The sequence below is a fragment of the Acinetobacter sp. M5A5_2a genome, from assembly GCF_053345265.1.
The window spans coordinates 162,106-186,218 of record NZ_JBKEZV010000001.1 but is presented as its reverse complement, the minus strand read 5'-3'; the positions used below and the strand labels follow the sequence as shown (position 1 = coordinate 186,218).

The 24,113-nt window shown below is 37.1% G+C and carries 23 protein-coding genes; 12 read left to right on the top strand and 11 right to left on the bottom strand.

Annotated elements, in window-relative coordinates; genetic code table 11:
* Positions 1–39: 39 nt before the first annotated feature.
* From ACLBWE_RS00900 to ybaK, 7 genes are all read right to left on the bottom strand, one after another.
* A complete protein-coding gene (locus ACLBWE_RS00900; RefSeq protein WP_447600568.1) occupies positions 40–1,611 on the bottom strand; it encodes a histidine-type phosphatase in 1,572 nt (523 codons plus the stop codon).
* A gap of 124 nt (positions 1,612–1,735) precedes the next feature.
* Positions 1,736–2,335, bottom strand: coding sequence for a histidine phosphatase family protein (locus ACLBWE_RS00895; protein ID WP_447600566.1), 600 nt, complete (start codon positions 2,333–2,335; stop codon positions 1,736–1,738).
* Complete coding sequence (gene cobT / locus ACLBWE_RS00890) at positions 2,328–3,383, bottom strand: nicotinate-nucleotide--dimethylbenzimidazole phosphoribosyltransferase (RefSeq protein ID WP_447600564.1); 1,056 nt, start codon at positions 3,381–3,383, stop codon at positions 2,328–2,330. The genes ACLBWE_RS00895 and cobT overlap by 8 nt, the downstream gene beginning before the upstream one ends.
* 1 nt (position 3,384) lies before the next feature.
* Entirely contained in the window at positions 3,385–3,903 is a 519-nt protein-coding gene (gene cobU / locus ACLBWE_RS00885) for a bifunctional adenosylcobinamide kinase/adenosylcobinamide-phosphate guanylyltransferase (RefSeq protein WP_447600562.1), read from the bottom strand.
* Complete coding sequence (locus ACLBWE_RS00880; protein ID WP_447600560.1) at positions 3,891–4,517, bottom strand: 2'-5' RNA ligase family protein; 627 nt, start codon at positions 4,515–4,517, stop codon at positions 3,891–3,893. The genes cobU and ACLBWE_RS00880 overlap by 13 nt, the downstream gene beginning before the upstream one ends.
* Before the next feature lie 105 nt (positions 4,518–4,622).
* Positions 4,623–6,770: a bifunctional mannitol-1-phosphate dehydrogenase/phosphatase gene (gene mtlD, locus ACLBWE_RS00875; RefSeq protein WP_447600558.1), complete on the bottom strand. Its 2,148-nt coding sequence runs from the start codon at positions 6,768–6,770 to the stop codon at positions 4,623–4,625.
* A gap of 649 nt (positions 6,771–7,419) precedes the next feature.
* Complete coding sequence (gene ybaK / locus ACLBWE_RS00870) at positions 7,420–7,887, bottom strand: Cys-tRNA(Pro) deacylase (RefSeq protein WP_004642683.1); 468 nt, start codon at positions 7,885–7,887, stop codon at positions 7,420–7,422.
* 190 nt (positions 7,888–8,077) lie between these two features.
* On the opposite strand from ybaK, the gene ACLBWE_RS00865 reads away from it, so the two are divergent.
* From ACLBWE_RS00865 to ACLBWE_RS00850, 4 genes are all read left to right on the top strand, one after another.
* A complete protein-coding gene (locus tag ACLBWE_RS00865; RefSeq protein ID WP_447600555.1) occupies positions 8,078–8,380 on the top strand; it encodes a hypothetical protein in 303 nt (100 codons plus the stop codon).
* Positions 8,381–8,612: 232 nt separating this feature from the next.
* A complete protein-coding gene (locus tag ACLBWE_RS00860) occupies positions 8,613–9,986 on the top strand; it encodes an ABC1 kinase family protein (RefSeq protein ID WP_045432626.1) in 1,374 nt (457 codons plus the stop codon).
* Positions 9,987–10,215: 229 nt separating this feature from the next.
* The gene (locus ACLBWE_RS00855; RefSeq protein WP_447600960.1) at positions 10,216–11,499 is read left to right on the top strand and encodes an acyl-CoA dehydrogenase family protein; all 1,284 of its coding nucleotides are present in this window, start codon (positions 10,216–10,218) and stop codon (positions 11,497–11,499) included.
* Positions 11,500–11,522: 23 nt separating this feature from the next.
* Complete coding sequence (locus ACLBWE_RS00850; protein WP_447600553.1) at positions 11,523–12,728, top strand: acyl-CoA dehydrogenase family protein; 1,206 nt, start codon at positions 11,523–11,525, stop codon at positions 12,726–12,728.
* A 110-nt stretch (positions 12,729–12,838) separates the two neighbouring features.
* Here ACLBWE_RS00850 and ACLBWE_RS00845 read toward each other — a convergent pair whose 3' ends face one another.
* Complete coding sequence (locus ACLBWE_RS00845; protein WP_198078600.1) at positions 12,839–14,062, bottom strand: alkane 1-monooxygenase; 1,224 nt, start codon at positions 14,060–14,062, stop codon at positions 12,839–12,841.
* Between the two features lie 189 nt (positions 14,063–14,251).
* On the opposite strand from ACLBWE_RS00845, the gene ACLBWE_RS00840 reads away from it, so the two are divergent.
* The gene (locus tag ACLBWE_RS00840; protein ID WP_447600550.1) at positions 14,252–15,196 is read left to right on the top strand and encodes an AraC family transcriptional regulator; all 945 of its coding nucleotides are present in this window, start codon (positions 14,252–14,254) and stop codon (positions 15,194–15,196) included.
* A gap of 48 nt (positions 15,197–15,244) precedes the next feature.
* Here the strand turns inward: ACLBWE_RS00840 and ACLBWE_RS00835 are convergent, their stop codons facing one another.
* From ACLBWE_RS00835 to ACLBWE_RS00825, 3 genes are all read right to left on the bottom strand, one after another.
* Entirely contained in the window at positions 15,245–17,110 is a 1,866-nt protein-coding gene (locus tag ACLBWE_RS00835) for a SurA N-terminal domain-containing protein (protein ID WP_447600548.1), read from the bottom strand.
* 131 nt (positions 17,111–17,241) lie between these two features.
* Complete coding sequence (locus ACLBWE_RS00830) at positions 17,242–17,514, bottom strand: HU family DNA-binding protein (protein WP_001043034.1); 273 nt, start codon at positions 17,512–17,514, stop codon at positions 17,242–17,244.
* Between the two features lie 168 nt (positions 17,515–17,682).
* Entirely contained in the window at positions 17,683–18,138 is a 456-nt protein-coding gene (locus ACLBWE_RS00825; protein ID WP_005041005.1) for a phasin family protein, read from the bottom strand.
* 208 nt (positions 18,139–18,346) lie between these two features.
* Between ACLBWE_RS00825 and ACLBWE_RS00820 the strand changes: the two genes are divergently transcribed.
* From ACLBWE_RS00820 to hscA, 7 genes are all read left to right on the top strand, one after another.
* Entirely contained in the window at positions 18,347–18,994 is a 648-nt protein-coding gene (locus tag ACLBWE_RS00820) for a hypothetical protein (protein ID WP_005041007.1), read from the top strand.
* A 109-nt stretch (positions 18,995–19,103) separates the two neighbouring features.
* Entirely contained in the window at positions 19,104–19,577 is a 474-nt protein-coding gene (locus ACLBWE_RS00815) for an Rrf2 family transcriptional regulator (RefSeq protein WP_003651563.1), read from the top strand.
* A gap of 1 nt (position 19,578) precedes the next feature.
* Positions 19,579–20,796 (top strand): IscS subfamily cysteine desulfurase, encoded by a 1,218-nt coding sequence (locus tag ACLBWE_RS00810; RefSeq protein ID WP_005041010.1) that lies wholly within the window; start codon positions 19,579–19,581, stop codon positions 20,794–20,796.
* 67 nt (positions 20,797–20,863) lie between these two features.
* A complete protein-coding gene (iscU, locus tag ACLBWE_RS00805) occupies positions 20,864–21,250 on the top strand; it encodes a Fe-S cluster assembly scaffold IscU (protein ID WP_003651560.1) in 387 nt (128 codons plus the stop codon).
* 30 nt (positions 21,251–21,280) lie between these two features.
* A complete protein-coding gene (iscA, locus tag ACLBWE_RS00800; RefSeq protein ID WP_003651558.1) occupies positions 21,281–21,601 on the top strand; it encodes an iron-sulfur cluster assembly protein IscA in 321 nt (106 codons plus the stop codon).
* A gap of 84 nt (positions 21,602–21,685) precedes the next feature.
* Positions 21,686–22,204, top strand: a complete 519-nt coding sequence (gene hscB, locus ACLBWE_RS00795) for a Fe-S protein assembly co-chaperone HscB (RefSeq protein WP_003651556.1) — start codon at positions 21,686–21,688, stop codon at positions 22,202–22,204.
* Between the two features lie 38 nt (positions 22,205–22,242).
* Positions 22,243–24,102, top strand: coding sequence for a Fe-S protein assembly chaperone HscA (hscA, locus tag ACLBWE_RS00790; RefSeq protein ID WP_005041014.1), 1,860 nt, complete (start codon positions 22,243–22,245; stop codon positions 24,100–24,102).
* Positions 24,103–24,113: the final 11 nt, after the last annotated feature.

The window sequence follows — 24,113 nt, the reverse complement described above, 5'->3', positions numbered from 1 at the left end:
AATCCCTATTCCCATTAAAGACTTCAGAAAACTGAAAATCTATTGTATTTGATAGCACTGTTTCAATTTTATGTAGTCGTAGTAGAAACTAGTTGGGCTATAGCGCGCATAGTTACATGCAGACTTAAACAAAGTTTCTTTTTCGTTATAAAGCATTTTTACCAAAGTATTGCCTTGGCCATTTTGATAAATATCCCACTGTACATTGGCAGCCATAGGTGAAACTACTTCTCCACGCCATGAGCTGGTTGAGTAATTATACGTCTGGCGTAGAGGTAAAGGCTGCATCATATTATGTAAGTCTAGGCTGGTGGCCAGAGGAATAATAATTTCAGCATGGGCAAAACGTAAAACCGCTTTGTAAGGTTGGGCTTTATTCACAACAGCATCAACTTGTTGGAACATATCTTGTTTTAAGCCTTGTGCAATTTCACTGGTGACTAGATTTGACTCTGTGAAACTTGGGCCTTTTTCGTAAAAATCATTGGCATCATTAAATTCAGCATAGAATTTTGCGGCTTCAACAGGCATATACTTATCAAAATCGATACCTTTTAGCTCATCTTTCATACCACCAGAAATCGAATAGAGCTCATACACATAAGCTGCTGCATCAACTGCACTAGCGATAGTGTTTTTACCCTTACCTTTTTCCGTAATTTGCTCACCTTTAGGCGAAGTTACGGTAAAAGCCCCTGTATTACTAAAGCTATAACCCGCTGTACCCAATTTTTTAATAAAGTCTGCTTTAAAAATCGGGTTGAGTACAGTCTGAGCAGTTTTTTCAGCCTGAGTATTTTTTGATAACTCTTCCAGCTTTTGTGCTAAGTCATTATTATTTTCTTCAAAATCTTGATAGGCCTGACTTGCATCATAAATTTTCTGCTGACTAGCACTGAGTGGCTGTGTTAAGTCTTCATCTGCATTCAAGCTATGGAAATAAAGTTTAAAACGGTTAACTCCGCCATCTATAACACTTGGAATGCTTGCACTAGATAAACTGGTGTAAGAAGTTGGAACAATTTTATCTTTGAGCTGCGGTTGTTGTTTAATAAGTTCAGCAGTGAAAAATTTAGCACTATCTACCGCACGATCGACGCCTGAACTTTGTACTGATATAGAGGCTTGCGGATTTAAAAGATTGGGTAAGCGTTGTAATAACCGATCTGCAATACCACGGTGCTCTAAAATACCAGTCATAGTTTCATTCCCATAACCATACTGGCGAATGCCTTCGACCCCATAACCTAACAGAATATTGGCTTTCATCATTGCTTCTAAATCAGCACCTAATTGCTCACCTAACGGCGTTAAGGCATTTTCTGCTTTTGCCTGCTTCCATAAATTATAAAGTGCTAAATCATATTTGAGACTTGATAAACCTCTTGAACCATGACGCGCCACTAACTCTGTAAAAACTGGCTGGAATCCATTTGGTGCCTGTTCATAGCTTTTTAAATCTTGTTGTGGTTGGTAAGGCGTTTTGGTTTGATAATACTTTGATTGGGTTGTAGGTGGTGTCGTTGATTGATCATCTTGATCGTCATTATTGTTGCAGGCCACAAGCAATAATGACGCAGCAAGCATCGTCGTTTTAAATAAAATATTCATAAGTCTGATAAGTTATTAATAAGAAATGCCCATAGCATAATTTTTAGCAATGACAGTACGATTACATGACTTCAAATATCTTTATAAAAATAATAACTTACAAGTGTATAAAAATATAAATTTGCTATCTCAGCATAAAAGTTAATTGACCATCCATTTCAGAAAATTCGAGGGAATATAATTTCCCAAGCTCCGCTGGCATTTTAAGTAAGTCATCTAAAGGTTGTTGCTTGGCTAAACAAGCCAATAGCTTAATCACACCACCGTGGGTAACAACTAAAGCATGTTGCCAGTTTTGTTTTTGCATATTTTCAAGCAAATCTTGAAAACCTTTCAGGACTCGCATTTGAAATTGCATTAATGTTTCTGCCCCAGGCGGGCAATATTGACTCGGTTTTTGCCAAAAATTTGCCAGCAATTCTGGTGAAGTTTCATAAATTTGCTGAGTTGAAATGCCTTCCCAGTCTCCAAAATACATTTCTTTTAAGTCATGATTTAAAAGCAAAGGCAGTTCAGTTGTTTTAGCAAGTTGCTCCGCAAAGCATGCACACCGTTTTAACGAAGAACTTACAATGACATCCCATTTCTGACCTAAAGCTTGCTCAATGGTTGACTGCATTTGCTGCCAACCTTTTGGTGTTAGGTCATCATCTAAATGCCCACGTAAAGTATGGCTAAACTGACTTTCTCCATGTCTGAGTAAATCAATTTTCAATTTACTCAATTTTGTCTCCACTTACAGCAGCTTGAGCAAAGGTAGCCATTTGGTTGTGTAATACACATGCCATTTTAACCAATGCCAAAGCAGCACCTGCTCCACTACCTTCACCTAAACGCAAATTCATCTTTAAAATTGGCTCAGCATTGAGTTCTTGCAAAATACGTCGGTGACCATATTCCGCCGATTGATGACCAAATAACATCCAGTCACGTACTTTAGGGTTCATTCGTACCGCACATAAAGCGGCTACCGAACTAATAAAACCATCCACAATGATAGGTAAGCCAATTTGAGCACATCGAATGTAAGCACCAGTTATCGCCGCAATTTCCAAGCCGCCTACAGCACTTAGGGTTTTAAACGCATCCCCAATCACATGTTGATAGTGACGCTCTATTGCCTGCTCAATCACTTCAATTTTATGTCTTAACTGATCCGCACCAATTCCTGTACCTACACCAGTTAATTGCTCAGCCGTATCATTTAATAAAAGACATGCTAAAGCAGAAGCAGAACAGGTATTTCCAATTCCCATTTCACCCGCAATATAAATATCTGCGCCGTCGGCTTTAGCTGTATCTACGCTCTTTTTCCCTAACTCTAAAGCAGCACGACATTCTTCAGCATTCATTGCCACTTGTTTGGCAAAATTTGCCGTCCCAGCACGAATACAATGACGTTCAACACCGACATATTCGTATGCTCCGCCTACTGTGCCACAATCAATGACTTGCAAACGAGCTTGATGATATTTAGCAATTACACTAATTGCTGCACCACCAGTTGTGAAGTTTTGCAACATTTGGCGTGTGACAGCTTGAGGATATGCAGAGATATTTTCTTCAACCACGCCATGATCGCCTGCAAAAACTGTGATCCATGGATAATTAACTTGAGGATGAGCGTTGGACTGTAAACTGGCAAGTGTAATTGCAATCTGCTCTAAATCACCTAATGCACCTGTAGGTTTGGTGAGTTGGAGTTGATGTTGCTCAGCTTGTTGTTTTGCTTCCAGATTAGGTTGCTGTACAGATTCTAACCACCAGTTCATTTTACTTCTCACCTTTTAAAATCATTGGAAAACCAGCCACACAAAACATAACCTTATCTGCAATTTGTCCTAAAGCTTGATGCAGTCTTCCTGCTTCATCTACAAAACGACGGCTAATCTCGCCTAATGGCACAACGCCAAGACCAGTTTCATTACTTACTAAAATAATTTCTGACTGGAGCTTAGGCAAAATATCTACTAGTTGCTCACACTCAAACTCTTGAACGTTTTGATCTTCTAAAAGTAATAAATTCGTTAGCCAAAGCGTTAAGCAATCCACCAAAATAATTTGGTTAGGTCGATCAATTTTTTGCAGAACTTCTGCTAAATATAATGGCTCTTCAACTAAGGACCAGTGAGCAGGACGCTGATTTTGATGGTGTGCAATTCGGCTTTGCATTTCTGAATCAAGCGCTTGCGCAGTCGCGACATAAGTCACAGCTAATTGCATAGATATTGCCGTTTGTTCAGCCAATCGACTTTTACCAGAACGAGCACCACCCAAAATTAGTTGCAACATGAATCACCTAAAAATAAATGCTGATATGGATATAACTTACCTTGTAAAGTTTGAGCCTGGTAATAACCAAACGTCAAATGCTCAATTTTAAGTTCAAATTCAGCGTACTTATATTGTACAGGTAATTCAGAAATTTTTTGCAAAATCAAATCACTATTATAATTTTCTTTATATAGACCCAAGGTGATATGTGGGCAATAATCTAAAGCCGCAATTTCATTAGAAACCGTGCCTAGCTTTTGTCGTATTAGAGATAAGATATTTCCGGCATCTTGAATTTCTACAAATAAAGCACTACTAAAACTATCAACTGCTCCAATTTTTAAATGAAATGGAGCAAAATCCTCTTTTCTTAAAATTTCTCTCTGTTGCTCAAACTCACTAAAACTAAAATCATCTTTGTAAAGTTTAGATTCATCAGTCAAAAAACCACATATAAACAATGTGACATGATATTGGCGGCTATTAGGTTCTAATAAAAAATTTGAAAAATGCCTGCGCAATCCATCTAAATAATCAACTAATTTTTGATCATTAATTTCCAGATACCATAAAGCATAATTTTGACGCCCAAGGTGCCATTCCAGATAGTCCCGTATAGATGTTGGCACCATGGATGTAGAAGGTTTTAGCAGCACAGCTTTAATTCAAAATGATTCAATTTTTGTATTAAAGCATGTTTGCCTTTTAATTGTAGAGTCTTAATTCATTGAACGAATTTAAGCATATTGAGTGCGCGTAGTTTTGGAGTTAATAATATTCATGTTCAAAGGTTGCTTGCCTTGTTCAGAAAATAAATATTGAATTAATTGTGCCAACTCAACTTCCAGCTGTCTTTTCTGAACTGTACTCATGTCCAAGTTCTGAATTTGTTGCTGCAAATGTTTAATCGCATCAGTCTCATCAATTTCTAAAAATTGAATTGCATAGGCATAACCTAAAGCGGCGCCTTTTAATAAGTTTTTATAGGGTAAATCATGATTAATATTCACCATAATTGAAGCTATTACCCGTTCATTGTGACCCAGTTTACGTAGCGGATCTCGCGCTACACGCTGACATGGATCTTTAAATGCATATTCACATGAATCTAGAAAACTCTGCGCGAGTCGATCTAGATCTTTTGCATAGTTAGGTAATACGATTGCAAGTCCTTGCTTTACTTCTGTAATTAAATTTTCTGCAAATGCTTTAACAGAATTATCGCCCATGGCAACACCAATAGAATCATAACCCAGTAAAGATGCATACCAAGCAAGCATCGCGTGTACGCCGTTCCACAGTCGGTTTTTGATTAATTGAATATCTGTAATCTGCTCAACCAATACAACTTGGCGCAATTTTTCGAGTAAAGGGCTACCTTTTTCTACATAAATTGGCATATCAGTTTCGCTATGGAACAAGATTAGATCCATGCTTTGTAATATATGTCCCGGCTGAAAATTACGACGCATATTATCTACATATAAAGATGCCTGATTTTGCTGATCTTGAGTCAGTTTATTGCAATCTTCAATTTCGACCTGCTCCTCTTGTTCTACATCAGATAAATGCTGTTCAAGAAAGTGATGCTTAATACGAAGTTGACGATATAGATTTTGATTAGACAATTTTGAAACCATACGGTTTACAACGGTGTCGCAAAAGTAATGTTCTTTTAAAATATGCTCCGTCACGTCCTCATCATTAGTTAGTTCTAAAAGTGCTTCTCTAAGATGCTTCATCACCAAATATTTTGCGCCAACTTTATTTAAAATAATTAAGAAAGTTAACGGTTCTATACATGTTTCAAGTGCCGAGTTAAAACGAGCGTATAAACCTTTTGCAATCGTTTTTGACTCAACTTCAATAGCTTGCTCAGGCAAACATAGTGCAATCAAACTTGAATGGGTATACATCTCTAACATTTGCTGTTCATTGTCAGAATCAACAATTGTCATATTTTCAATGCGTTCATCATACGAAAACTGTCCATAGCGAATGCTATAAGTTCCAAACGCATTTACAGCTTCACGGAATAGACTATTACGTGTAGAAGCAATAATACGTCTTGGTTTTGTGTATCCATCCCAGTGTGACAAGATTTGCGCTATATATCCGCCGCCAATAGCACCAAAACCGTGTATACCAACGGTAAGTTGATTTAGGCTTTGCGGAAAAGACTCTTGTCCTTGTGGCATATCCATAACAGGAATAAATTGGTCGAGATCTGTTAAGAAGTCATACATCTGATCGTAATAAAAATCGGCTTTTGCCAACATTTCATCGTTTGGTTCTTTAATATCTTTTAATAAAATTGTTAGACCTTCCGATGAGTGAGCTGACGTTAAGCCATTTTCAGAATCTTCAAACATTAAACATTGGTTAGCATCTAAATGAAGCTGACTTGCTGCTTTTAGGAATATTTCAGGATGAGGCTTTCCATTTTGTACTTCATCCCCACAAGTAATTACATCAAAAAATTTATAAACATTCGCGTTAATTAAATATTCTTCGGCAATTGCTCTACGACTTGAAGTAGCCACAGCCATTCTTAAACCTGATTTTCTTAAACGTTCTAAAACTTGAACTAAACCCTTCTTGATAGGAACGCCGTGTTTTCGTATATGTTCAAGCTCCATCTCATCGGCTCTTTTTCTTATCTCTTTATATGGAACATTCACACCATACAAACGTTGAGCCAATTGTTCAGCAGTAGTTGCACTTAACCCTAAACATTGCATTAAATATTCGTGTGAAAACTCCTGTCCAATGAGTTCTTGAGATGCTTGTTGCAATGTTTGAAACCGCAACCTCTCAGTATCAAACATTGTCCCATCCATATCAAAAATTGCTCCATGAACAGGTTTTCCATGAAAAATAAGCACGCTTTTACCTCTTTTTTTGATCATGTTTTATTCAGGGTATACAAAAAATTGGCTAAAAAGGCATGATGTTAATAAATGAAACACTAGTGATTATTTTTTAATCAAAAATATAAGTAATCTGTTACTGAGCAGAGTTAAAACTCTAAAAAGGTTGAACAATATAAATAAGTATGAAACTAACTTTAAATGCAAGAGTAGCAAGCCATCCTCGCTTGCTACTCTTGGTTTATTCTTTTTATTGCGCTGATAGTATTTATTTTTCTTAGTTCCATTTACCGCTGCTTGAACCCGCATATTTTTATAATGTCTCGCAGGTGTCACATACCAGAGATCAACTCGCCTTTCCTGTTCTTCTTATTTGAGCTTCTGGTATAACTCTAAATTTCATTAGAAAATGAGCATAAACTTAGAACATGGGCTTTATATTGCAATCAATCTCCTCCCCCTAATCGGAACTAGGACTATATCGCCATTAACAATAATGATAATCATTTTCATTTAATGATTCAAGCTTTTTTGCAATTATTTATGCTTATCTCTTTTTGAAAAATAAAGAAGTATCTACAATGAGCTATACCTCTCAACAAAGTATTTTCTCAATGTAGATAAAAATAATGATTAGTTCTTAGAGTATTCCTCTAAACTTTTCTTACTGATCAAGCACATCAACAAATTGAGCATTTAAAAGCTGTGCTAAATCTTTAGGATTTAAACCAATATCCAGCCCTCTTTTTCCGCCACTGACATAAATTTTGCTAAAGTTTTGAGCCGATGCATCAATGACAGTTTTTAAACGTTTTTTTTGGCCTAAAGGGCTAATCCCTCCTACCAAATATCCCGTTAAACGTTCAGCATCTTTAGGATTAGCCATTTGTAACTTTTTACATCCAAACGCCGTAGCTACTTTTTTTAAATTTAATTGGTGATTAACCGGCAAGACAGCAACGAAATAATTTTTATCATCACTTACCATTAGAGTTTTAAATACTTCTTTTACATCCAAATCTAATTTTTCAGCTGCTTCTAATCCAAAACTTTTGGCATTTGAATCATGTTCATATTCATGAATAGAAAATTCAATTTTATTACTTTTTAACAATCTACATGCAGGAGTCATGATAAGTAGTTTTATAGATGAAATTGTTTAGATTATAGGATTTTTAAAAAAATTTTTAAATTTGCTTAGGCTATTTACAAGAGTTACATAAAAAATCAATCAGCAACTGAAGAAAAAATAATCTCAACTTGATATTCGCTGCTCGACTCCATATATTTTATTTAGATTTGAAGTCTGAGCTGGCAATTTTATGAGTTATAAGCACAACAATCTGATGGCTATGCGTCACCGTTTTTGGGATGAATCTTCAGATTCTGTATTAAACGAAAAGCAGTTTTTGCAGCAGACGTTAATTGAACAAGGTATTTTTAATAATGCAGATCTTGATGATGTTAAGTACTTCTTTTATACCCTGCCTAGCATCATTATTGTAAAAGCTCATGCACTTGGTTTCATGCATGATTCAGTCAAACAGATGTTATTGCAACATATTCAGAATAATCGCCTTCATTTGATGCAGAAATCTGAATTAAAGATTCAATTTAAAATGTAATCCATTTTGTTATCAAAGGTCCATTTTATCTTAATTTTACCCATCTGAATGCTCTTAATTTCTTAAATTTATAAATTGCTTAGGCTATTTAATAGTTAATGAAATAAAGATGGCGATTTCGACCTATCATTCAGTCTGAGAGAACTATTTTAATACGCTCAAAACATGTAATATTCGTTACAATTTTAGATCACAGCGTTTGGCTGCATGATGCGCATAGGATTCTATTTTCATGTCAAATCAGAAAGATAAGCTTAAGAGTTTAAAAACTTCTTCCATGGATCGACGCTTATCAATCGCGAAAGCTTCTTTACTTGCAGGAACACGTTGGGCAACTGCAAGTGCTTCTTCTATTTTTTCTAATGAGGAAGACAAAGAAAAGAAACGTAAAAAAGCGATGAGCGAACAAGCTAATTATCTGGTTTCTGAAATAGGTAAACTTAAGGGTTCTATTGTTAAAATTGGGCAAATGATGGCTCTTTATGGTGAACATTTTTTACCAGAAGAGATTACACAAGCATTAAATACCCTAAATAACCAAACTGTTGCTTTAGATTGGCCTGCAATTAAGCCACATCTACAAGAACAACTGGGCGCTAAGTTAAATGATTTAACAATTGATCATGAACCAATTGGTACTGCCTCTCTCGCACAAGTACACCGTGCAACACGTAAATCAGATGGTTTGGAATTAGTTCTAAAAATTCAATATCCAGGTGTTGCGAACGCCATTGATTCAGATATGAGCTTGTTTAAAAACATGCTTAAACTGACACGTATGGTGCCACAAACCCGTGAATTTGATCAGTGGTTTGATGAAGTGCGTGAGATGATGCATCGTGAGGTTGACTATGATGTTGAAGCTGCCACTACTCGTCGCTTTGGTGAACGCTTAAAAGATGACGAGCGTTATATTGTTCCTACAATTGTAGATGAGTATTGTACCAACCAAGTACTCTGCATGACTTTCGAACGCGGTGTTCCAATCAATAGCCCTGTTATGTTGTCTTTGCCCCAAGAGCGTCGTAATCAGCTTGGTGAAGCTTCATTAGAAATTGCTGTTCGTGAAATTTTTGAATGGGGCGAAATGCAAACCGATCCTAACTTCGGTAACTACCTTGTCCGTTTAGGTAATGGCCAAGATGTTCAGGATAAGATTGTATTATTAGACTTTGGTGCTATCCGTCAGTTTGATGACCACTTGTTATCGGTTGCCCGTAATCTAATTCAGGCAGGTTATCAACATGATAAACAATTAATGATACAAGCCATGACTGGTTATGAATTTTTTGATGCAATGCCGGAAAGCATTAAGCCAGGTATGGCCGATGTTTTTCTATTAGCGACAGAAGCATTTAGCACACCATCAAATAATCCAGATATGCCTGCTGGTCTAATGGATGAACATGAACGTTATGACTGGAAGAAAAGCCAGTTACATAGCCGTGTTATGCAGCAAGCAAGTAAATCAATGGCATCACGTTATTTCTCAGTTCCTCCAAAAGAATTTATGTTTATTAGCCGTAAATTTATTGGGGCATATACGTTTATGACAGTCATCGATGCAAAAACAAATGTACGTCGTATGATTCGTAACTTCGCTTAATTTAGTGAACGGCTAGAATGATTCCATGTCATTCTAGTCAATACCCCTCTAAACACACCACAAAAAAATTATTTTAAATAAATAAAATCATATACTTAAAATACGCTTATTTTTCACCTACCATTTATCCACTCATTTTTTGAATGTCAGTAACGACATAGTCTTTTACTATGATGCGTGTCAGCATAAAACAATAACAACGTGTTAGGACACCATAATCATGACAAGTATGATCAATAAAGCTCAGGGTTTGGGTTTATCGCTGATCACTAAATTGGCTGGAAGCGATGTACTTGATCAACTCAAGTTACGCAAATTTGTTGAAAAATCCCTATATCAAGGTTCAAAAGCTAGTTTTAAAGCATTAAGTCAAACTCAAAAAGCATTTAAACCGAAAAAAATCTCTCAACAGCGATTGCCTCAACAACAAAAAACTCTGTTTGATTTAAGCCTAACTGAAGAACAACAAATGACCTCTGATGCAATGTCTCAATTTGCTCAAGAAGTTTTATTAGGGTTAGCTCATGATGCTGATCAAACTGCCCAGTTTCCAGAAAGCCTTTGGCAATATGTAGAAGATCTAGGTCTTAACTACTATGCACTTCCAGAAGCATTAGGCGGTGTAGCAACTGAACAGAATATTGTAAGTAACTTATTGATTGCTGAAAAATTGGCTGAAGGTGATTTTAGCCTTACAGCAGGATTACTCAGTACATTTAGCGTTATTAATGCAATTACACGTTGGGGTTCTGCTGAAGTTCAGTCGATATACCTACCTTGTTTTGCCGAAGACTCAGACATCACAGCAACCTTTGCTGTACAAGAAGCAACTCCAGCATTTAATCCTTACACTTTAAAAACCAAAGCATCACTTGAAAATGATCAGTTTTTTATAGATGGTGAAAAAACGCTTGTTATTTTAGGTGATCTGGCCGATGTATTTTTAGTAAGTGCGGACTTTAATGGCAAGCCAGATATATTTGTAGTGCAATGCAACGATAGCATTTCTATTAAAAATACGCCTGCTATGGGCCTTAAAGCGACAGAAACAGCAACTTTGCGCTTTAATCACACTCCTGCTCTACGCTTAGGTGCAACAGACTTTGATTACACTGCTTTTCTAGATTTAGGAAATTTAATGTGGTGTGCAATGGCTGTTGGTACTTGTGAAGCTGTAAAAGCCTATTGTATTAAATATGCCAATGAACGAACTGCTTTCGGTGAACCAATTTCTCACCGCCAGAGTGTCGCTTTCATGATTGCAGATATGGCAATTGAAATTGACGCAATGCGTATGCTGGTTTTAAACGCAGCAAGCCTTGCAGAATCAGGCAAGCCATTTCACCGTGAAGCTTATCTAGCCCAACTACTTTGTGCTGAAAAATCCATGAAAATCGGTACAGATGGTGTGCAAATTCTTGGTGGACATGGTTTCACAAAAGAACACCCAGTTGAACGCTGGTATCGTGATTTACGCGCTACCGCAATTTTACAATCTGGCTTACATGCTTAAATGATCAATCAGAGAATACTTTAATGAATTTACAAAATCCTAAAAAATTCAAAATGATGATTGATCAGGCACATGATGTTGCGATCAATGTTTTACGCCCTATTTCTCGTAAATATGATAAAGCTGAGCATGCTTATCCAAAAGAGCTCAATATGTTAGCTTCACTCATTGATGGTATGAATGAAGGTGGCGAAGGTATTAATGCCGGAGCTGCGGGTGCTGGCAAACGTGGCGATACAGACAATGAAGGTATTCGTAACGGAACCAATATGTCTACCGCTCTAGGGATTATTGAGATGTGTTATGGCGATACAGGCTTATTACTAAGTATGCCACGTCAGGGCCTTGGGAACTCAGCCATTGCTGCTGTTGCAAATGATGAGCAATTAGAGCGCTTCAAAGGAACATGGGCTGCAATGGCGATTACCGAGCCAGGTTGCGGCTCTGACTCTGCCGCGATCCGCACCACTGCAACCAAAGATGGTAATGACTATATTTTAAATGGTGAAAAGATTTTTGTGACATCTGGCGAACGTGCAGATTCTGTCGTCGTTTGGGCGACTTTAGATAAAAAACTGGGACGTGCAGCTATTAAATCATTTGTAGTACCAAAAGGTACGCCTGGAATGAAGGTTGAACGACTCGAACATAAATTGGGAATTAAAGCTTCAGATACTGCCGTTATTAGTTTTATTGACTGCCGAGTACCTGCTGAGAACCTTTTGGGAAATGCTGAAGTCGATGTTGCAAAAGGTTTTGCCGGAGTAATGGAAACTTTTGACAACACTCGTCCATTGGTTGCAGCGATGGCGGTTGGTTGTGCTAAAGCTTCTTTAGAACGTATTAAAGAAATTTTTAAAGACCAACTTGATCCAGATTATTCTACCCCTTATCTACATACTTCTAATCTTGCAGCACAAATCTACCGTATGGAAGCTGAGTGGGAAGCAGCTCGCCTGCTTATGTTAAAGTCAACGTGGATGGCAGATAACAAAAAGCCAAACTCTAAAGAAGCTTCTATTGCGAAAGCCAAAGCTGGCCGTGTTGGTAACGAGATTACTTTAAAATGTGTCGAATTGGCAGCAAGTGTTGGTTATAACGAAGATGAGTTACTTGAGAAATGGGCACGCGATTCAAAAATTCTCGATATCTTTGAAGGTACTCAACAAATCCAACAATTGATTATTGCCCGCCGAGAACTTGGTAAATCTTCTAGCGAACTAAAATAATAATTAAGGGAAATTTTTCCCTTCTTTTATTAGCTATTTATGTCAAAACTTAAAAAGCCCTCTAGCTATTAAACTAGAGGGCTTCGTATTTCAGGAATTAATATTTTTATTTATTGGGTAGTTGTACTATCTAACGTTTTATCAACTACACCAAATTTCTTAAAGATTTTTGCACGACGCTTTGATGAAATATTCGCTTTGTTTAAATCACCTTTATAGTGATCAAAAACTCGCTTATCCATGATTTTAAACCACAATGAAGGGATTAATGCTGGTAGTAGCATACTTGCGTAACCGCTTGGTAGCTCTGGTGCCTCATCAAAATGACGTAATGCTTGGAATGGACGAGTTGGATATGCATGATGGTCTGAATGACGCTGCAACTGATACAAGAATAAGTTTGTTACTACGTTATTGTTGTTCCAGCTATGCTCAGGCATTGTGCGCTCATAATTACCATCAGCTTTTTTCTGACGCAATAAACCATAGTGCTCAATATAGTTAATAATTTCGAAAAGACTAATACCATAAAAAGCTTGGGTCGCTAAATATGGAATTGTACCTTTACCAAAGATTCCAATCATGGATCCATGAAAAGCAGCGGTCATTCCCCAGCCTTGTAATAATTCATTATCTGAAGACCAGAATTCTTTACCTTTACGTTTTAAACGATTTTTTTCAATTTCTATTGCAGATTTAAAAGAACCAATAACTGTACGTGGCCAGAACTCATAGAATGTTTCACCCATACGTGATGAAGCTGGATCTTCTGGTGTTGCTGCACGCTTATGGTGACCGTAAGGATGTTCAATACGGAAATGGTTATAACCTGTAGGAACTAAAGCAAGATGAGATAGAATATGGTCTATACGATCATGCTTATGACTTAACTCATGGGCTGTATTAATCGCAATACCATTGATTGCACCCATTGAGATACCAAGTAAAATCTTATCAATAAAAGATGTCGTTTTACGACTTGTTAAATAACATGCATAAACATTTGCAGCATACTGTAGAGGAATAAAGCTCTTCACAAGACGAGAATAATATGGATCTTTTTCTAAAAGCTTAATTTCTTCATCTGTCGGATTTCGAGCATCTTTCCCAATAATAGTATCAATTGCTGGAATCACGACATGTAATAAAAGTGGACCACCTAAAGCAAAGACTTTCTTTAAAGGGCGTGGACCAAACTGATAACCTGCTAAAATACCTAAACCGATAGCAGGTAAAGCAGGACTAATCATCCATAAAAAGCGTTTGCGATCTATTTCACGCATAGACGCAGGCACTGGCATAAGTTCTTGCTGAACATTTACTGGTGCATTCATAGCTATATTTCCTTTTTCTATATGTCTATATAGTTAAAGAAATAGTGTTTAGTTAACAGTAGTAACCGTCCAAAAAACCTATGTTAAAGTCTTTGGCATTTTCTTCCACTTTTCTGTCCTAAAAACACATGTTGATCTATTCTTGTAGCTCACTATAATTTTATTAAAATAATGATTGATCATTTAAATATGGATGCACTAAGTAAATTTTTTGATGATATTCACCTTAATAAGTCTGAATACATCTATTTAAAAGCGCAAGGAGAATGGGCTTTTAAAACACAAGATCAATCTGCTCTACTTGCTTATATTGTTTTAACTGGTTCAGTATATATACAACTTAATGCTTCAGAAAAAATAACTGCGACTGCTGGTGATATTATTTTAATTCCTTCTGGGAAAGCACATAGTGCGACTGACTCAAAATCAACAGCGAGTAAGTTGGTAGATTTTCTGGATATCACTTCGCTTTTTAACGGTCACAGACAAGACGCAATCGAGTTTGGTACTTCATCTCCAGATAATACATTATTGCTATGTTTACGTTGCCAAATCGATACTCATATGGCTGGGCCACTCATTAATGCACTGCCATCCATCATGCATATTCAGCATGAAAATCAAACCAACCCACCTGAATGGCTACAAATTGGACTCTATTTTCTAGCCATTGAGACTCAAAAAATCAGGCCGGGTCATGACAAAATTATTGATCATTTAGTCAGTATTTTGCTCATTGAATGTATCCGTGATCATATTCAACAAATGACAGATCAACAAAACTGGTTAAGTGCCTTAACTCATCCTGAACTGAGCAATGCACTATCTGCTATTCATAGCCAACCTGAAGTCACATGGACAGTTGAATCTTTAGCTGAACAATGCTGTATGTCACGTTCTAAATTTGCGAATATATTTAACAGTATTATTGGTGAGCCACCCCTCACATATTTACAGCACTATCGTTTTCGCTTGGCAAGTCAGTATTTACGCACAAGCAACTTATCAATTCAGCAAATTTCAAATAAGGTCGGCTATTCATCCGAAACAGCATTTAGTCAGGCATTCAAACGAATTTTTTATTTATCTCCTAAACAATATAGACAGCAATATATTGGACACAGCTTAGATTAACTGCCAATAAAAAAAGCGCCGAGGCGCTTTTTTTATTGAATCAAATTATTATTTAATTTTCGCATGTGATTTTAAATATTGACTGTAATCTTCTAATATTTGTTGACCACGCGATTGACGATAAAGTTGCTTTAACTGCTGTAACTGATCAGCAGGAATAGCATTCGCAGCAGATGAATTTATATTTGAAACAGCAACAACAACCAGCTCATTTGGTAAATTCGCTGTTGAAACAGACCACATACCTGGCTTAGGTGTAGCTGCACTAAATGCTGCACGCTCAATTTCACGCTTTAATCCTTGTGAACGACTAAATACGCCAGCCGATTCAAATGCTACTTTATTTTTAGCAACAACTTGATCTGCTGGTTGAGTTTTAAATTCAGCCAACATTGTAGCAATTTTTGCTTGAACAGCTTTACGCGCTTTTTCATCGATAACTTTTGCTTTCGCTTCATTCATCGCTTGTGCTAAAGGTTTTACACCAGCAGCATGATAATCACGTACTTTAACCCATACCGTATCACCATTCGCTAATTGAATATTAGATGATGTATTACGGTCACCATTTTTCACGTCATCATTAAACAATTTAATTTTAACGTTTGGATCACTTAAATATGGATTTTGTGTAAGTAAAGTTACGCCATTTAATGATTCAACTTTTGTACCTTTTACTTCTTGCACAACAGCTTCTAAAGAATCATTACCAACAATCGTTTCATTTAAACTATTTACGGTATCTGAATAAACAGTCGCAACTTTATTCTTTTCAACCTCAGCAGTTAAACGCGCCTTCTCTGCTTCGAATGAAGGGATTTGATTAGCTTGAGTTTCTGCCTCAATAATATGATAACCATATTGAGTTTTTACTGGTTGAGAAATTTGTCCATTTTTTAAGCTTACTACAGTTTTATCAAACGCATCGGAAAAAACACCCGGCGCATATGCTTCAACTAAACCGCCTTTTGCTTTCGAACTTGGATCTTCAGAGAACTGAGATGCAGCTTGTGCAAATGTAAGACCGCCTTGAATTTTCGCATATACTTCTTTAGCAAGTTTTTGAGCTGCTGCATCATCACGAGCATCTGTAGTAATTAAAATATGCTTCACAGTCCGTTTAGCATCTTTTTTCTGAGTTTCAACGAACTTGCTATATGCTTGCTGAAGTTCAGCTTCAGTTGCAGGAGCTGGTTTAGCCATCAGTGATGGAGACACAACAACATAATCCACATCAACAGAAGCTTGTTGTTTAAACTCATTTTGGTGTTTGTTGTAATAATCTGTAGCTTCTTGATTAGAGGCAGTTAAACCAGTTTTATAACCATCTAATTTAATACTAGCCAAATGTAATGTACGTTGTTCAGTTTGCAAATTCGCAATTTGCATTAAATCAACTTTACTTACCAAAGAGTAATCAGAAAAAGTTGAAGTTAGCATTTTTAAAGCATGATCTTGACGAAGGCTAGATATTAAGCCCTGACTTGTCATACCAATAGAACGTAAATAATTTTCATAGAGTTTTTGCGAGAATTGTCCATTCTCTTGCAAACTAGGCTGCTGAGCTAACATCTGCTCAATTTGAGTATCACTCAGTGAAATACCTAGTTTTTCAGCTTGTTGAATTAGTAAATTACGTGACACTAAAATATCGAGTGCTTTAGCCTGAATAACAGGCAAATTAAGTAAACTCTCATCACCTTTAACAGCAGCTAAATATTGTTCTTTGTAAGACTGAGTTAAAGTTTCAAGGTCTTTTTTAGATATTTCTTGGCCATTTACTGTCTTTGCAACATCAGCCTTGTTTCCCCTATTAAAATATCCTTCAATACCTACAAGTGCTAAAGGGGTCAAAAACAAAATTAGAAGGACTTTGCCGAGCCAACCCTTAATGACTGTACGAAACGATTCCATAAGTATTCCAATATTTTATTTCGAGGCGAATTTTAACTGAAAAACCACAATCAATGAATGAGCAATATTGGTCAATTCAGATTTTTAATAAAAAACGCGCCTATATTGGCGCGTTTAATCATCTTAAAAGATTAAGCTACTGAATCTTTAAGACCTTTACCAGCTTTGAAGCTAGGTACTTTTGTTGCTTTAATTTGAAGCTCTTCACCAGTTTTAGGGTTACGACCAGTACGTGCAGCACGTTCTTTAACACTGAAAGTACCAAAACCAACTAAAGTTACTGTGTCACCTTTTTTAAGTGCTTCAGTAATTGACGCAATTGTCGCATCGAGTGCCTTGCCTGCATCAGTCTTAGATACTCCCCCTTTTTCAGCAATTGCATCGATTAATTCTGATTTATTCATGAATAAAACATCCTCTTAATATCGTTTGTTTAAGGTCCAAGGCTATAGTTTAAAAGGCCATGACGCCTTTATAGCAATGCTTTGGGGGAAAACGCAATACTAGAGCAGGGCTTTTAGCGAAAATAAATGCTAAAAAACTGTTATATATTTGCTAAATCCCAACATTTTTTACTTTTTATTCAATTTTTCTTTCAACTGCTGGTTTTCTTCTATTAAAGCATCCACCTTAATATGAAGCTGTACCAAGAGCTGTTCAATGTGCTGTAAATCCTTCGGAGTCACCAATCCAATCCGGTTTAAAGAATGGTTAACACTGGTATCAAGAATTTTTTCTACTTTATCTTTTGTTTCAGATACAGATTCTTTTGCTTTTTCTGTGACCTTACCAACAGTAGTGTCTGCTAAGTCTCCTGTTTTAGATTCCAGTTCTTCACCTACTTTGACCAAAGAGTCAAATAGCTTATTACCTTCTTCTTCTGCGCGTGAAAAAGCCCCTAGCCCTGCTAACCAAATTTGCTTGGTATACTTTCTAAAATCCAAAGCCGACTTTCTTGAACCTCTTGATTTTAATTTGTTTTTTTCTTCTGACTCTTCTGTCGGGGTATCTATATTTGCATTATCCATTGATCTAAGCTCCTAATCAGATGAGAGAGATGATGACTGATTTGACCACAAAATATTTCTATAATATCAAAGTAAAGACTTGATCCATTTACAAAACTGTTCTACAAAGCAATTAAGTCGTGTAAATATATTTAACAGGACATTTATTAAAGTTTGGGATAGGATGTCCCATTCTTCGGTTAACTGCTATTTGTAAGGATAAACTTTTATGAGTGAAACGCAACAAAGACAAAAACATCCCCGTCTGTTGCTGAATATTGTTCTAATTATTTTAGAAACTTTCTTTTCATTTATTCTCACCCACGATGGTGTTCTTCGCTTGCAAGCGAAAAAGTTTATTTCAAACAAAACAACTATTCGTATCAATAGCTACCTTCCTTTTTTTGACTTTTATGTTCAATTTACAGAAAAGGGTTTGTTGTTCGATATCCACTCCTTTGACCGACGTATTGATCTTGAAATCAATAGTACGCTTATCGATTTGATTAAGATTTTCGCTTTTTCAAACCAGCGTAGTCTTAAGAACATGCGTATTGATGGTGATGAAGAAACGAAAAAAGAGTTATTAGATTTAATTTCTCATCTTACTCTGCCTAAACTGTTAGCTGACTGGAAGCAATGGTTTAACACACCAGATGATGAAGCTGAAACCCTTGCTTCACGTAAACGCATTGCTCCATTGCTTGAAAAAATTGATCAACAACGTTCAGAAATCAATTCACTTCATGTGGAAATCAAACAATATCAAAATCGAATTACTCGCTTACAACAACGTCAACGCAACATTAACTTAGGCTTTGGTATAATTAGCCTGATATTTATTGTTTTTTTCATATATAATTTGTGGGTTGCTTAAATTATTTTTCCATTTTGTTCCTGCACTTGAATTAAAAATAAAAAAACTTGACTATTTTAGTCGGGATTCATAAAATCCTATTATCTAGTCTTAACATGTGTATCGAATCATGCGCCTTACAACTCGCGGTCGCTACGCAGTGACTGCTCTACTTGATTTAGCTTTGCAGCCAACTGAACAAACGATCACGCTCGCCGAAATTGCCGCACGTCAATCTATTTCAGTTGCTTACTTAGAGCAGTTATTCGCTAAACTTAAGCGTCATGGGTTAGTTTCTAGTGTCCGTGGTGCAAATGGTGGTTATCATTTGGCTCGAAACGCTGATGAAATTACTGTGTTAGAAATTATTGAAGCCGTAAATGAAACCGTTGATGCAACACGTTGCGACCACAAAGCTAACTGCCAAAATGGTGCAATGTGTCTTACTCACGATTTATGGCAAGAACTCTCTCATCATATTGCCGACTATTTAGCAAAAATCTCTCTTGCCGACCTCATTAGCCGAGACAACGTTCAAACTGTTGCATTGCGCCAAAATGTGACTGGCACAGATTCAGCTCTTTTATCGGGTACAGGTATTTGATATGAAACGTCCAATTTATCTTGATTACGCAGCAACCACTCCAGTAGATCCGCAAGTTGCAGAACGTATGATGGAGTGTTTAACTTTCGACGGTACCTTTGGTAATGCTGCATCTCGTTCCCATGCTTATGGCTGGCAGGCAGAAGAAAAAGTTGAATATGCGCGTGAGCAAGTCGCAAATTTAATTAAAGCCGATCCACGTGAAATCGTTTGGACTTCTGGTGCTACCGAATCAGACAACCTTGCACTTAAAGGCGTAGCTCAATTCTATGCTTCTAAAGGCAAACACATTATTACAAGTAAAATTGAACACAAAGCTGTTCTAGATCCTTGTCGTGAATTAGAAGAACAAGGTTTTGAAATTACTTATTTAGAACCAGAACCACAAACAGGTTTAATTACCCCTGAAATGGTAAAAGCTGCACTTCGTCCTGATACTGTCCTTGTTTCTCTTATGATGGTAAACAACGAAATCGGTACAGTTACAGATGTAGCAGCAATTGGTGAGTTAACACGTGCCAATAAAACCTTCTTTCATGTAGATGCTGCTCAAGCTGCTGGTAAAGTTGAAATCGATTTATCTACCATGAAAATTGATCTTATGAGTTTCTCAGCTCATAAAATTTATGGTCCAAAAGGTATCGGTGCATTATATGTACGTCGTAGCCCACGTGTTCGTTTAAAAGCACAAATTCATGGCGGTGGTCATGAACGTGGTATGCGCTCTGGTACTTTAGCAACTCACCAAATTGTTGGTATGGGTGAAGCTTTTGAACTTGCTGGCAAAAGATTGCATGCAGAACAAGAACGCATTCGTAAACTACGTGACAAACTTTGGAATGGTTTACAAGGCCTTGAACAGGTTTTCTTAAACGGCCATCCAACTCAAAACGTTGCTAACTATTTAAACGTCAGCTTTAACTTTGTTGAAGGTGAATCTTTAATGATGGCACTTAAAGATGCTGCTGTATCAAGTGGTTCTGCTTGTACTTCTGCAACTTTAGAGCCTTCATATGTTCTTCGCGCATTAGGTTTATCTGATGAGCTAGCGCACAGCTCTATCCGCTTCAGTTTTGGTAAATACACAACTGAAGAAGACATTGATCATGTGCTTACAATTACCAAAGCCGCTGTTGAGAAATTACGTGAACTTTCTCCGCTTTGGGATATGTATAAAGAAGGTATCGATCTTTCTACAGTTGAATGGGCTGAACACTAATTCATTGAAATTAGTATTTTTACCCTCATATTAATATTAGGCTGACCCCGAGGTTTGGAGAAGCGACATGGCTTATAGCGAAAAGGTAATTGATCATTACGAAAACCCTCGTAATGTTGGTGTTTTAGATAAAAACTCTGAAAATGTTGGTACAGGTATGGTCGGTGCACCTGCGTGTGGTGACGTAATGCGTTTACAAATCCAAGTAAATGATAACGGTGTAATCGAAGAAGCACGTTTTAAAACTTATGGTTGTGGTTCTGCAATCGCCTCAAGTTCTCTTGTAACCGAATGGTTAAAAGGCAAAACTCTTGATGAAGCTCAAACCATCAAGAATATTGATATTGCGACTGAGCTTGCACTTCCACCAGTAAAAGTTCACTGTTCTGTACTAGCTGAAGATGCGATTAAAGCTGCGATTGAAGATTACCGCACTAAAAAATCTAAAGCGTAATTTGTTACCATTGTAAACGTTGGAGTTTTCATGATTCATTTAACTGAAAATGCTGCGACTCATATTAGCAATTACCTTAAAAATCGAGGTAAGGGTGAAGGCATTCGCGTGGGTGTGAAAACTTCTGGTTGTTCTGGATTGGCCTATGTTCTTGAGTTTGTAGACTCTATTGATGAACATGACCAAGTTTTCGAACAATTTGGCGTTAAGGTATTTGTAGATCCAAAAAGCTCAGTATATTTAGAGGGCTTAGAAATGGACTACGTTAAAAATGGCCTTAATGAAGGGTTCGAATTTAACAATCCTAACAAAAAAGGTGAATGTGGCTGTGGTGAATCTTTCACTGTCTAAGCTTTCTCCTTTCATCTCTCATTAAAACAGTGTCTTTTTATAGCACTGTTTTAATGTATTTAATTAATGTGGACCTCATTTCCAATGAATCATTTTGAGTTGTTCAATTTACCCGTAGCACTCGATATCGATTTGGCGAGCTTAAAATCTAGTTTCTTGAATTTGCAGCAGCAGTATCATCCAGATAAAGCTGAAGATAAAGATCAGGCGTTGATCAAATCAAGTGAAATCAATCAAGCTTTTAAAACTTTGTCGCAAGTAGATAGCCGCGCTGCTTATCTATTATCACTCAAAAAGCAAGATCACCACCTCGATCAATCCATTAGTGATTTTGAGTTCTTACAATCAGCTTTAGAAATTCGTGAGCAGCTTGATGAAGCAACTTCACAAGAGCATCTGACCACACTTAAACAAGAAGTGTTTCAATGGATGGATGGCCTAGTTCGCGAATTTAAAATTGATTACGCAGATGAGGACTGGGGCGAAGCTCGAGATACTGTACGTAAATTACGTTTCTTTCAGCGCGTTCTTAACGACATTGAAAAAGCAGAAGATCAAATGTTGGATGACGAAGACAACTTTGATTTAGACGACGATTTTTAATTTTGCTTTTTCCAAATTATATTCAAGGGATTTAACTCATGGCACTTTTGCAAATTGCTGAACCGGGTCAATCCAGTGCCCCACATCAACACCGCATTGCGATTGGTATCGACCTAGGAACAACACATTCTTTAGTTGCGACAGTGTTATCAGGCAAACCTAAAGTACTCAATGACGAAAAAGAAAGAAGGCTCCTTCCTTCTATTGTGCACTATGGAAATGATGCAACTCACTATGGTGAAGAAGCAAAGCCTTTCCTTATTGCCGATCCTAAAAATACAATTGTTTCCGTAAAACGTTTTATGGGTCGTTCAAAAGCAGATATTAAATTTCAACACCCATATGAGTTAGTGGGTTCTGAAAATGAAATGCCAGCTTTTGAAACACGTGCTGGTCGTAAAACCCCTGTTGAAATTTCTGCTGAAATTTTAAAGCAATTAAAAGACCGTGCTGAAGCTAGCTTACAAAATCCAATAAATGGTGCAGTGATTACTGTTCCAGCCTATTTTGATGAAGCTCAGCGACAAGCAACACGTGATGCTGCTCAGCTTGCTGGCTTAAATGTATTACGTTTATTAAATGAGCCAACCGCCGCTGCTGTGGCTTATGGTTTAGACCAAGAAACTAATTTAGCTACAGATCATAACTATGTAATTTATGATTTAGGTGGTGGTACTTTCGACGTATCAATCTTGCGTTTCTCACAAGGTGTCTTTGAAGTATTAGCTACAGGTGGCCACACTGCTTTAGGTGGTGATGACTTAGATCGTCTCATTGTTAAATGGGCCAAAAAGCAGCTCAATATCGATACTCTTAACGATGAAACTTATGCAGTATTTATTGTTGCTGCTCGTCAAGCAAAAGAACAACTATCTACACAAGAATCAGTTCAGTTAAAACTACTTGAAAACGTACTAACACTTGATCGTCCAACTTTTGAAAGCATTATTCAAGTTGCTTTAGATAAAACAATCAGTGTTTGTAAACGCGTTTTACGTGATGCGAAACTTGAGTTAACTGATATTCAGAATGTTGTTTTAGTTGGTGGCTCTACACGTTCTTATGCTGTTCAGCAAGCAGTTCGTAATGTATTTAATCAAGAACCACTTTGTACGATCAATCCTGATGAAGTAGTTGCAATTGGTGCTTCTATCACGGCTAACCAGCTTATTGGTAATAGCCAAGATGGCTCATTACTTTTAGATGTCACTCCTCTTTCACTTGGCTTAGAAACCATGGGTGGATTAGTAGAACGTCTTATTTCACGTAATACCGCTATTCCAGTCGCTCGTCGTCAAGAATTCACAACTTATCAAGATGGCCAAACTGCCATGCTTATTCATGTTGTTCAAGGTGAACGAGATTTGGTAGAACATTGTCGTTCATTAGGAAGATTTGTCCTTCATGGCATTCCTCCAATGACTGCTGGTCAAGCACGGATTGAGGTTACCTTTCAGGTAGATGCTGATGGTTTACTTACAGTTTCTGCTCGTGAAACAACTTCAGGTGTACAGGCTCAAATTGATATTAAGCCATCTTATGGCCTATCAGAATCTGATACTGAACGCTTATTAATTGAAGGTTTCCAGCACGCAGAAGAAGATAAAAATCTGCGTCATTTAAAAGAAACCAAAGTTGAAGCCCAACGTGAACTTGAAGCTTTAGAACAAGCTCTCAAAGTTGATGCTGATTTACTCAATGATGAGCAGCTTGAAGCGCTTAAAACTGCTGAAAATTTGCTAAAAGTACAGCTTGAAGGCAATGATATTCAAGCAATTGAAAAAGCTGTAGAACAACTTAAAGTACATAGTGATGCTTTTGCCGCACTACGTATGAATCGACATATTGACCACGCCTTAAAAGGTACAAAACTTGAAGATTGGTCAAATTCAAACTAAAGGTATAGGTG